This window comes from Pseudomonas alloputida (genome assembly GCF_021283545.2).
Lineage (GTDB): Bacteria > Pseudomonadota > Gammaproteobacteria > Pseudomonadales > Pseudomonadaceae > Aquipseudomonas > Aquipseudomonas alloputida.
Map to the genome: position 1 here is coordinate 1,159,636 of NZ_CP128540.1, position 11,250 is coordinate 1,170,885.

An 11,250-nucleotide genomic window follows, 5' to 3' on the forward strand; every position below is an offset into this window, starting at 1 on the left:
CAGGTTCGTGACCTCGCTTAACCCGCAACAAACCAAGGCAATGCCAGGTACAGCTTGATCACGATGACATTGATGATGTCGATGAAGAACGCCCCCACCATCGGCACCACCAGGAAGGCGAGGTGCGAGGCCCCATAGCGTTGTGTCACCGCCTGCATGTTGGCGATGGCTGTCGGTGTAGCACCCAGGCCGAAGCCACAGTGGCCGGCAGCCAGGACTGCTGCATCGTAGTTGCGCCCCATTACCTTGAACGTCACGAAGATTGCGAACAGCGCCATGACCAGTGTCTGTGCGGCCAACAAGGTAAAGAAGGGTAATGCCAGGGCTGCCAGGTCCCACAACTTGAGCGACATCAAGGCAATGGCCAGGAACAGGGACAAACTCACATTGCCCAGTACCGACACTTCCCGTTCGAATACTTTGTAAACACCTAAAGCCCGAAGCCCATTGCGCAACACTACACCGACGAAGAGTACGCAAACGAATGTCGGCAGTTCGAATGCTGTGCCTTTCAACAAGCCATTAAGTAATGTGCCCGTCAGTAAGCTGACAGCAATAAGTGCCAAGGTTTCTATAAATGAAAACGAGGTGATCAGGCGCTCTTTGTCCGGTTGTTCAAAGCCTTTGGGTAATTGCGGTGCTTCTTCTTGCACCCCAGGCGTTTCGACCCGTTTGATCAGCAACCGGGCGACTGGGCCACCAATCAAACCGCCCAACACCAGGCCGAAAGTGGCAGAGGCCATTGCCAGTTCCGAAGCCGAAGCCAGGCCGAACCGCTCAGTGAAGGTCGCGCCCCAGGCAGCGCCTGTGCCGTGGCCACCCGACAAGCTGATCGATCCGGCTAGCAGGCCCATCAGCGGGTCGAGCCCCAATGCTGTTGCCAGGCCGATGCCCATGGCGTTCTGAACCATTAGCAAACCCGTCACCACCAGAAGGAATACGGCGACCACGCGTCCACCCTTCTTCAGGCTTGCGAAGTCTGCACTCAAGCCGATGGTAGCGAAGAATGCCAGCATCAACGGTGTTTGCAACGAGGTATCAAATTGGACGTGTACATCGAAACTGCGCAATGCCAGGAGTGACAAGGCAACGACCAGGCCGCCTGCAACAGGCTCCGGGATATTGTATGCGCGCAGGAAACCAATGCGTGCAACCAGGCCGCGTCCCAGTAGCAGTACCAAAGAGGCGGCTACAAGTGTCCCGTAAAAATCGAGTTCGAACATCAGGGTACTCTTCGTTCAGGGTGACAAGCAAAATTACAATGTCGCCATTCTACGGGGAGCACTCCAGTCAAATGTGGCTGAGCGGCTAGGAAAAGTCCGATTCAATTATGGGTTTTGACCACAGTCGTTATGGTTTCCCGGGTATTCCATATTTACGCAGCCTCTGCGCGATAGCCGTGTGCGAAGTTTGCAAGCGCCCGGCCAGTTGCCGTGTTGACGGGTAGCTGGCGTATAAGCGCTGTAACAGTTCGCGCTCGAAATCACCTACAGCCTGTTCCAGGCTGGCCACTTCGCCGTCTTGCCCGCGTGCCACCGAGGTGCCGGCGATATCCAGGTCGCCGATATCCACCAGGTTGCCCTCGCAGATAGCCGCGGCGCGGAAGATCACGTTCTGCAACTGGCGCACATTGCCCGGCCAAGGGTTGGCCAGCAGTGCCGAATGGGTGGAGGGGGTCAGCCGACAGGCTGGGCGCTGGATCTGCGTGCACGCCTGCTGCATGAAGAAGTGCGCCAGCATCAGGATGTCCTGGCCACGGTCGCGAAGCGGCGGTACCTCCAGGTTAAGCACGTTCAGACGGTAGAACAGGTCTTCGCGAAAGCTGCCTTCGGCGACCATGCGCTCCAGATCGCGGTGGGTGGCGCTGATGATGCGCACATCCACCTTCACTTCACGGTCGCCACCCACCCGGCGGAAGCTGCCATCGCTGAGAAAACGCAGCAGCTTGGCCTGCAGGTAGGGCGACATTTCACCAATTTCATCGAGGAACACGGTGCCCTGGTTGGCCAGTTCCATCAGCCCAGGCTTGCCACCGCGTTGCGCGCCGGTAAAGGCCCCGGGCGCGTAGCCGAACAGCTCGCTTTCGGCCAGGCTCTCGGGCAGCGCGGCGCAGTTCAGGGCCAGGAACGGGGCCGCATGGCGGCTGCTGACGGCATGGCAGGCGCGGGCTACCAGTTCTTTACCGGTGCCGGTCTCGCCATGCACCAGCAGCGGTGCATCGAGCGCAGCCACGCGTAAGGCGCGGGCCTTGAGGGTGCGGATGGCCGGCGACTCGCCCAGCAAGGCATCGAAGCCTTCGGCGTGGTCGTGGTGCAGGGCCGACAGGCGTTCGCCCATACGCGAAGGTGGGTACAGCGTCAGCAGGCCACCGGCGTTGGTAATCGGCATGGCGTCCAGCAGCAGGCTATGGCCGTTCAGCTGCATTTCGCGCATGGGCAGGTGGAAGTTGTTGTCCAGCAGCGCCTGCAGCAGCGCGGGGTCGCCAAACAGCTCACCCACCGAGCGGCCGGCAGATTCGCGGCCGCACAGTTCGATCAGCGCCGGGTTGGCCAACAGCACCAGGCCTGCACTATCTACCGCCAGCACCGGGTCGCTCATGGCGGCCAGCAGGGCATCGAGTTGCAGGTGGCGGCGCTGGCCGGGGAGGATGTCGACCACGTCCACCGATTGCACGCCGTGTACTTCGAACAGCGCGTCGTGCAGTTCTTCAAGTACGGCGGGGCTGAGGGTGGGGGCGTCGATGTAGACGTTCGGCGGGACCATCTCCACGGCGTCCAGGTTGAGGTTGCGGGCACCGAGCAGGGCGAGGACTTCCTGGGTGATGCCGACGCGGTCGATGAAGCTGACGTGGATGCGCATGGGGTTCGAACAGTTGGCAATGGAGGCCGCCAGTATGCCCTGAGACGGGGGTCAGGCCCAAGGTTGGCGGTGGCGCATTCGCGGGCGCGCCCGCTCCCACAGGCTTGCTGCTGTAGGGGCGGGCTTGCTCGCGAAAAGGGTCACTCCAGATGTTCAGGTTTGATCGGGTCGCCCGATTTCACATCGAGCTTTTCGCGAATGTCCGCGAACATATGGTCATAGAGCTTGTGCGGCGAACTCAGGGTCTCGAATTTCTTCGGCGGCGCCAGATATGACTGCGCCTTGCGGGTCAGTAGCATGAGGAAGCTGGGCAAGACCTGGTCCTTGGCCAGGAAGAACTTTTCTTCCACCGGCTTGCCTTCGATGCTGCCATGCATGTGAAACTGAATACCTCTGCCTTCCTTGGGGTCCGCCACGGCCTCGTACTCGATGTTCAGGTCATAGCTGTGGTCGGCGTTGTTCAGCGCAGTGCGCTCGATGTGTACATGACCGGAGTGATACTGGGCCATGGCTATCTCCTTTGGAAGGTCGAAAATGGCGGGCCGCGTAAGCCCGCCGACTGCATTCAACGGTAGCTGATCCCCGGCTTCTCGGTGGAAACCCGAGTGCCGGCTTTGCCTTTGACGATGTCTTCGATGTTCTCCAGCGAACTGATCACCGCCACCTTGCCGGTGTTGCGGGCAAAGTCGCAGGCGGCCTGCACCTTCGGCCCCATGGAGCCGGCGGCAAACCCCAGCGTTTCCAACGCGTCCGGGTGGGCCTGGGCGATGGCCTTCCGCGTCGGCTTGCCCCAGTCAATGTAGGCTGCATCGACGTCGGTGGCGATAATCAGAAGGTCGGCTTCCAATTGCTCGGCCAGCAGCGCCGAGCACAGGTCTTTGTCGATCACCGCCTCGATGCCTTTGAGCTTGCGGTTTTCATCGTACATGGTGGGGATGCCGCCACCGCCTGCGCAAATCACGATGCTGCTTTTTTCCAGCAGCCACTTGATCGGGCGAATTTCGAAGATGCGCTTGGGTTTCGGGCTGGCTACCACGCGGCGGTACTTGTCGCCGTCGGCCTTGACCACCCAGCCCTTTTCCTTGGCCAGGCGCTCGGCCTCTTCCTTGCTGTAGACCGGGCCGATGAACTTGGTCGGGTCCTTGAAGGCAGGGTCGTTGGCGTCCACTTCCACTTGGGTGAGCAAGGTGGCGAACGGCACCTCGAAGGCCAGCAGGTTGCCCAGTTCCTGTTCGATCATGTAACCGATCATGCCCTCGGTCTCGGCACCCAGCACGTCCAGCGGGTAGGCCTCGTCTGGCTTGTACGACAGGGCCTGAAGCGACAGCAGACCCACTTGCGGGCCGTTGCCGTGGGCGATGACCAGCTCGTTGCCAGGGTGAATCTTGGCGATCTGTTCGGTGGCGGTGCGGATATTGGCGCGCTGGTTGTCAGCGGTCATGGGCTCGCCGCGACGAAGCAGGGCGTTGCCGCCCAATGCAACAACGATACGCATGTGGAATGTCCTTTAGCGAAAGAATGAATGGACTGTCGCTGCACGGAAGCTGCGGAGTTCGCTGTGGGAGCGGGCATGCCCGCGAAGAGGCCAGACCTGACATCATCGATGATGCGGCTGACGCCTTCGCGGGCACGCCCGCTCCCACAGGGACTGCGGGCTACTTATAGATCAGCCAGGGTCGATACCAGGATCGCCTTGATCGTGTGCATGCGGTTTTCCGCCTGCTCGAAGGCGATGCACGCTGGCGACTCGAACACGTCATCGGTCACTTCGATGCCGTTGGCCAGGTCCGGGTATTGTTCGGCGATCTGCTTGCCTACCTTGGTTTCGGAGTTGTGGAATGCCGGCAGGCAGTGCATGAACTTGGTCCGTGGGTTACCGGTGGACTTCATCAGTTCGGCATTCACCTGATAAGGCTTGAGCTGCTTGATGCGCTCACCCCAGGCTTCGATCGGCTCGCCCATCGATACCCACACGTCGGTATGCACAAAGTCGACACCCTTGACCGCGGCTTTCGGGTCTTCGGTGAGGGTAATGCGTGCGCCGCTTTCTTCAGCGTACTGCTTGCAGCGCTCGACCAGGTCGTCATGTGGCCACAGTGCCTTGGGCGCGGCGATGCGCACATCCATGCCCAGCTTGGCGCCGATCAGCAGCAGCGAGTTGCCCATGTTGTTGCGGGCATCGCCCAGGTAGGCGTAGCTGATGTCGTGCAGCGGCTTGTCGCTGTGCTCACGCATGGTCAGCACGTCGGCGATCATCTGGGTCGGGTGGTATTCGTCGGTCAGGCCGTTGAACACCGGTACGCCGGCGAACTTGGCCAGCTCTTCGACGATTTCCTGCTTGAAGCCACGGTACTCGATGGCGTCATACATGCGCCCGAGCACACGGGCGGTGTCCTTCATGCTTTCCTTGTGGCCGATCTGCGAGGAGTTGGGGTCGATGTAGGTGACGTTGGCGCCTTGGTCATAGGCTGCGACTTCGAAGGCACAACGGGTACGGGTGGAGGTTTTTTCGAAGATCAGGGCGATGTTGTTGCCCTTCAGGTGCTGCTGCTCGGTGCCCGTGTACTTGGCGCGCTTGAGGTCGCGGGACAGGTCCAGCAGGTAGCGCAACTCACGGGTGGTGTGGTGTTCCAGGCTGAGCAAGTTGCGGTTGTGAATGTTGAACGCCATGACAGTTTCTCCTTGAGTTCGGTGATGTCCCGGCCGCCACTTCATGGGTGCGGCCGGGCGTAATGGTCGTTAGTAGTTGATCGGGTCGCGCACGATAGGGCAGGTCATGCAGTGGCCGCCGCCACGGCCCCGGCCCAGTTCGCCGGCGCTGATGGTGATGACCTCGATGCCGGCCTTGCGCAGCAGGGTGTTGGTGTAGGTGTTGCGGTCGTAGCCAATGACCACGCCCGGCTCGATGGCCACCACGTTGTTACCGTCATCCCACTGTTCGCGCTCGGCGGCGAAGCTGTTGCCGCCGGTCTCGACCACGCGCAGCTGCACGCCCAGTTGCTCGCCCACCACTTCGATGAACGACTTGTTGATGCGGCGTACATCCATTCCGTAAGGCTTGCTTTCGTCCGGGCGGATGATGAATGGCACAATCTCTTTCACCACTTCCGGGAAGACCGTAACCAGGTCGCGGTCGCAGAAGCTGAAGACAGTGTCCAGGTGCATGGCGGCGCGGGACTTTGGCAGGCCGGCGACGATCACTTCCTTGACGGCGCCCTTGGCAAACAGGTTTTGCGCGAGCTGGCCGATGGCCTGGCGCGAGGTGCGCTCACCCATACCGATGAGCACGATGCCATTGCCGATCGGCATCACATCACCGCCTTCGAGCGTGGCATTGCCATGGTCCTTGTCCGGGTCGCCATACCACACCTGGAAGTCGGCCTCGGTGAACTCCTTGTGGAACTTGTAGATGGCGGTGGTCAAAAGCGTTTCCTGGCGACGCGCCGGCCAGTACATCGGGTTCAACGTCACGCCGCCGTAGATCCAGCAGGTGGTGTCGCGCGTGAACTGGGTGTTGGGCAGTGGTGGCAGGATGAAGCTGGAGTGGCCCAGGTAGTCGTTGTACATCTTCACGACATCGGCGCCTTCGCTTTGCGGCAGGTCCTGGCCCGCCACGCCGCCGATCAGGAATTCGGCCAGGTGGCGTGGCTCCAGGCCTTCGAGCCAGCTACGCACTTCGTTGGTCAGGCCTACGCCGACGGTGTCAGGGGTGATCTTGCGGTCGAGGATCCACTTGAGCGCCTCTTTGTTCTGCACGATATCGGTCAGCAGGTTGTGCATCTCCAGCACATCCACGCCACGCTCGCGCATCTTGGTGACGAAGTCGAAATGGTCACGCTTGGCCTGGTCGACCCAGATCACGTCGTCGAACAGCAGTTCGTCACAGTTGCTCGGCGTCAGGCGCTTGTGCGCCAGGCCCGGGGCGCAAACCATCACTTTGCGCAGTTTGCCGGCTTCGGAGTGGACACCGTACTTCTGTTTTTCAGCGGACATGGTTTCATTCCTCCAATTGATCGAAGACGTGGGTCAAAGGGTCAGGAAGCCGTCATACAGGCCATAGGCTGCCACCAGGGCGCCAATGACCACGGCTGCGAAGATCAGTTTTTCCACGTTGGTGAAGACCGGTTTGCCCACCTCACGCTTGGCCTTGGCGAACAGGATGGCGCCAGGTGCGTAGAGCAGGGCAGAGAGCAGCAGGTATTTCACGCCGCCGGCGTACAGCAGCCAGATGGCGTACAACAGGGCGATGCCACCGATGATCAGGTCCTTCTTGCGTTCGGCCAGGGCTTGTTCGTAGGTTTCGCTGCGCAGTGCCAGCAGGAACGCATAGGCTGCCGACCACAGGTAGGGCACCAGGATCATCGAGGTGGCGAGGTAGATCAGAGACAGGTAGGTGCTGCTTGAGAACAGCGTGATGACCAGAAAGATCTGCACCATGGCGTTGGTCAGCCACAGGGCGTTGGCCGGTACCTGTTTGGCGTTCTCGCGGCGCAGGAACTCCGGCATGGTGTGGTCCTTGGCTGCGGCGAACATGATCTCGGCGCACAGCAGCACCCACGACAGCAGCGCCCCGAGCAGCGAGATGACCATGCCGACGCTGATCAGCACCGCCCCCCAGTGGCCGACCACATGCTCCAGCACGGCAGCCATCGACGGGTTCTGCAGCTTGGCCAGTTCCGGCTGAGTCATGATGCCCAGCGACAGCACGTTGACCAACACCAGGAACAGCAGCACGGTCACGAAGCCGATCACCGTTGCCTTGCCCACGTCGGTGCGTTTTTCCGCCCGCGCCGAGAAGATGCTCGCGCCCTCGATGCCGATGAACACCCACACGGTGACCAGCATCATGTTGCGCACCTGGTTCATGACACTGCCAAGCTCTGGCGTGCCCATGGCCCAGATATCGGCGGTGAAGATGTCGAGCCTGAAGGCGAACAGGCAGATCAGGGCGAACAGCACCAGCGGCACCACTTTGGCCACAGTGGTGACCAAGTTGATGAAGGCGGCTTCCTTGATGCCGCGCAGTACCAGGAAGTGCACCGCCCACAACAGGATCGACGCGCCAATTATGGCGGCTGGGGTGTTGCCTTCACCGAAGATCGGGAAGAAGTAGCCCAGGGTGCTGAACAGCAGCACGAAGTAGCCGACGTTGCCCAGCCAGGCACTGATCCAGTAGCCCCAGGCTGAGGAAAAGCCCATATAGTCGCCGAAGCCAGCCTTGGCATACGCATACACCCCACCATCCAGGTCGGGCTTGCGGTTGGCCAGGGTCTGGAACACGAAGGCCAGGGTCAGCATGCCGACTGCGGTGATCGCCCAGCCGATCAGTACGGCCCCAACCCCTGCGCTGGCGGCCATGTTTTGTGGCAGCGAGAAGATACCGCCGCCAATCATCGAGCCGACGACAAGTGCAACTAACGCGCCGAGCTTTAGTTTTCCGGATGAATCAGACATTTAACAACTCCTGCCAGGAGAAAGTTGACGACAGAATAGATCCGACGCCTTTGCCTTGAGCTGACTTATGTCAGTTTAAGGCGCCGTGAAGGTAGGAAATTTCCTTCACGGGTGCTCCTGGAGAGTGCCGACAGCTTGAGCTGCAGGCCTTGCGTACTGGCACCTCCATGTCCTTCTAGAGCAAACGCTCTGTTCAGCCTGCGATGCTTGAAACTAGCTGCTTTTGCCGCTTTCGCAAATTTTCCACAAGAATTTCGAGTTTTATCCGTTTCTTTTCTAGTTGCCGGACTGCTGCTAGTTTTGAGAGAGCAGGCACATAGACAAAGCAGTTATGAGTGATATAGGTTGAACGCACAGCTTTAGTATAAGTAACGATATTCATATAGCCCGCAAGGCTGTTTCAAACGCATGACAGGGCTCGAAGAAAGGGAGGCTCATGAGCGAACCGGGACAGAAGCTGCGCCTGGGCGCGCTGATCGCGCTGGTGGTCGGGTCGATGATTGGCGGCGGGATCTTCTCGCTGCCGCAGAACATGGCCGCGCGTGCTGATGTGGGCGCAGTGCTGATCGGCTGGGGGATCACCGCGGTCGGCATGTTGGCCCTGGCCTTCGTGTTCCAGACCCTGGCCAACCGCAAGCCGGAACTGGACTCGGGGGTATATGCCTACGCCAAGGCCGGCTTTGGCGAGTACATGGGCTTTTCCTCGGCCTGGGGCTACTGGATCAGCGCCTGGCTGGGCAACGTCGGCTATTTCGTGCTGCTGTTCAGCACCCTGGGCTTCTACTTCCCGGTGTTCGGCGAAGGCAACACACCCATCGCCATCGGTTGTGCATCGCTGCTGCTGTGGTCGGTACATTTTCTGGTGCTGCGCGGTATCAAGGAGGCGGCCTTCATCAACCAGGTCACCACCGTCGCCAAAGTGGTGCCTTTGCTGATTTTCGTGGTGATCGCTGCATTCGCCTTCCGCGCCGATATCTTCACCCGGGATATCTGGGGCTTGAGCAACCCACAATTCGGCAGCGTGCTGGAGCAGGTGCGCAACATGATGCTGGTGACCGTGTTCGTGTTCATCGGCATCGAGGGCGCCAGTGTGTATTCCGGGCGCGCCCAGCGTCGGTCAGACGTGGGCAAGGCCACGGTCATCGGTTTTCTGGGTGTGCTGGCGCTGCTGGTGCTGGTCAACGTGTTGTCGCTGGGCATCATGACCCAACCGGAACTGGCCGGGCTGCAGAACCCCTCGCTGGCCTCGGTGCTGGAGCATATCGTCGGCCCCTGGGGCGCCTTGCTGATCAGCCTCGGCCTGGCGGTCTCGCTGCTTGGCGCCTTGCTTTCATGGGCGCTGCTGTGTGCCGAAATCCTTTACGCCACGGCGCGGGACAAGACCATGCCGCGCTTTCTGGCCAAGGAAAACGCCAACCATGTGCCGGCTAACGCCCTGTGGCTGACCAACTGCATGATTCAGGGTTTCCTGCTGATTACGCTGTTCTCCGCCGGTACGTACACCAGTCTGATCTACCTGGCCTCGTCAATGATCCTGGTGCCCTACCTGTGGTCTGCGGCCTATGCCGTGCTGCTGGCGATGCGCGCAGAAACCTATGCCGGGCAGCCGAGGTTGCGGCGCAAGGACTTGCTGGTGGCGCTGGTTGCCCTGCTGTATGCCGTGTGGCTGCTGTATGCCGGCGGGCTCAAGTACCTGCTGCTTTCGGCGCTGCTGTACGCCCCCGGCGTCATCTTGTTCGCGAGGGCCAAGCATGAGCAGGGGCAGACGTTGTTCACGGCCTGGGAAAAGCTGATTTTCGCCGCCGTGCTGGTGGGTGCCGCGCTGGCGGCCTACGCCTTGTATTCAGGGCTGCTGAGCTTGTGACGGGGCAGGGCAGGCATGTTCCGGGCGTGACCAGATCCACAGGTTGCCCAGGGTCATGCCGGCGATTGCCAGGAATACCGGCCAGTGATGTTCCAGAAAGGTCAGCATCAGGCCCGCGCACAGCAGCATGCTGATGGTTGCGCTGACCTTGGCCCGGCGCTGGATCACCTTGCCGTTGCGCCAGTTATGCAGAATTGGCCCGAACAGCCGGTGGTTCTCCAGCCATGCCGACAGGCGCGGTGAACTGCGTGTGGCGGCCCAGGCGGCCAGCAGGATGAACTCGGTGGTCGGCAAGCCGGGAATCACAATGGCGACCAGGCCCACCCCGAGGCTCACGTAGGCCAGGATTCCATACGACAGGCGGGCGAGTTTCGAGCGGGCTGGTAGGGTCATGTTCTCACTGCATAAAACGGTTCGGCCACCGGAGGGGTGGCCGGCTACGGCGTATCAGACCAGCGCGGCATCCGCAGCGTAGGCGTGCTTGAGCAACTGGGTGAAGCGCTCGAAGGCGGCCACTGCACCGCGTTCGGCAGCCGCTTCCTCTTCAGGCGAGAGCGCCAGGCCATCGAGGATGCGGGTGAACTGCTTCCAGCCTTCGGCACGGCCACCGGCGGGCTCCCCCAGGTGACGGGCGCCGAAGCTGTCGGACAGTTCCAGGGCCACGGCACGCTTGATCAGAAACGCAGCGCCCAGTTTGGAGCCTTCGGAGACGAAGATCCAGCCCATTGCCTCGCCCAGGCTCGGCTTGCCCACGGCACCCGGTACGGCGGCCGGTACTTCGGTGTCGAGGTCGGCAAGGTCAAGGCGGGCCTGCTCGGCACGGCAGCGCTCAGCCAGATCAGGGACGATTGCGATCAGCTGAGGGTCGTTGTACAGGGCCTGCAGCTCGGACTGGAATAGGTACTGTGCGACGACGAAGCGGGCGAAACTTTCGCGGCTGTCGAAAGGCGCGTGGGATTTCACCAGGGCATCCAGCTCGGCGTGCGGGGCGTGGGTGATCTGGTTCAGGCGCTGGGAGCGCAGGGCTGGGCGGTCGGTCATGGGGGAGTCCTTGGAAAGAGGGCGTCTAGATA

General features: G+C 61.1%; 10 protein-coding genes. 1 reads left to right on the forward strand and 9 read right to left on the reverse strand.

The features are described 5' to 3' along the window. Window positions 1–17 precede the first annotated feature (17 nt). The 7 genes from gltS to arcD (LU682_RS05320) form a co-directional block, all read right to left on the reverse strand. On the reverse strand, window positions 18–1,223 hold the full coding sequence (gene gltS / locus LU682_RS05290; RefSeq protein WP_010952182.1) for a sodium/glutamate symporter: 1,206 nt from the start codon (window positions 1,221–1,223) through the stop codon (window positions 18–20). Between the two features lie 127 nt (window positions 1,224–1,350). Then, window positions 1,351–2,859, reverse strand: a complete 1,509-nt coding sequence (gene gcsR, locus LU682_RS05295; RefSeq protein WP_003255078.1) for a transcriptional regulator GcsR — start codon at window positions 2,857–2,859, stop codon at window positions 1,351–1,353. A 140-nt stretch (window positions 2,860–2,999) separates the two neighbouring features. Further along, window positions 3,000–3,368, reverse strand: a complete 369-nt coding sequence (locus LU682_RS05300; RefSeq protein WP_049588478.1) for a DUF5064 family protein — start codon at window positions 3,366–3,368, stop codon at window positions 3,000–3,002. 56 nt (window positions 3,369–3,424) lie between these two features. Then, window positions 3,425–4,354, reverse strand: coding sequence for a carbamate kinase (gene arcC / locus LU682_RS05305; protein WP_010952184.1), 930 nt, complete (start codon window positions 4,352–4,354; stop codon window positions 3,425–3,427). Between the two features lie 164 nt (window positions 4,355–4,518). Further along, window positions 4,519–5,529 (reverse strand): ornithine carbamoyltransferase, encoded by a 1,011-nt coding sequence (locus LU682_RS05310; RefSeq protein WP_010952185.1) that lies wholly within the window; start codon window positions 5,527–5,529, stop codon window positions 4,519–4,521. A 69-nt stretch (window positions 5,530–5,598) separates the two neighbouring features. Beyond that, on the reverse strand, window positions 5,599–6,852 hold the full coding sequence (gene arcA, locus LU682_RS05315; protein WP_010952186.1) for an arginine deiminase: 1,254 nt from the start codon (window positions 6,850–6,852) through the stop codon (window positions 5,599–5,601). Between the two features lie 33 nt (window positions 6,853–6,885). Then, window positions 6,886–8,313, reverse strand: coding sequence for an arginine-ornithine antiporter (arcD, locus tag LU682_RS05320; RefSeq protein ID WP_232914906.1), 1,428 nt, complete (start codon window positions 8,311–8,313; stop codon window positions 6,886–6,888). Between the two features lie 436 nt (window positions 8,314–8,749). On the opposite strand from arcD (LU682_RS05320), the gene arcD (LU682_RS05325) reads away from it, so the two are divergent. Continuing rightward, window positions 8,750–10,177 (forward strand): arginine-ornithine antiporter, encoded by a 1,428-nt coding sequence (gene arcD, locus LU682_RS05325; protein ID WP_003255067.1) that lies wholly within the window; start codon window positions 8,750–8,752, stop codon window positions 10,175–10,177. On the opposite strand, the gene LU682_RS05330 is transcribed toward arcD (LU682_RS05325), so the two are convergent. After that, window positions 10,157–10,570, reverse strand: coding sequence for a YbaN family protein (locus LU682_RS05330; protein WP_010952188.1), 414 nt, complete (start codon window positions 10,568–10,570; stop codon window positions 10,157–10,159). The two genes, arcD (LU682_RS05325) and LU682_RS05330, sit on opposite strands and share 21 nt — an antisense overlap. A 54-nt stretch (window positions 10,571–10,624) precedes the next feature. After that, window positions 10,625–11,218 (reverse strand): biliverdin-producing heme oxygenase, encoded by a 594-nt coding sequence (locus LU682_RS05335; protein ID WP_010952189.1) that lies wholly within the window; start codon window positions 11,216–11,218, stop codon window positions 10,625–10,627. Between the last annotated feature and the right edge of the window lie 32 nt (window positions 11,219–11,250).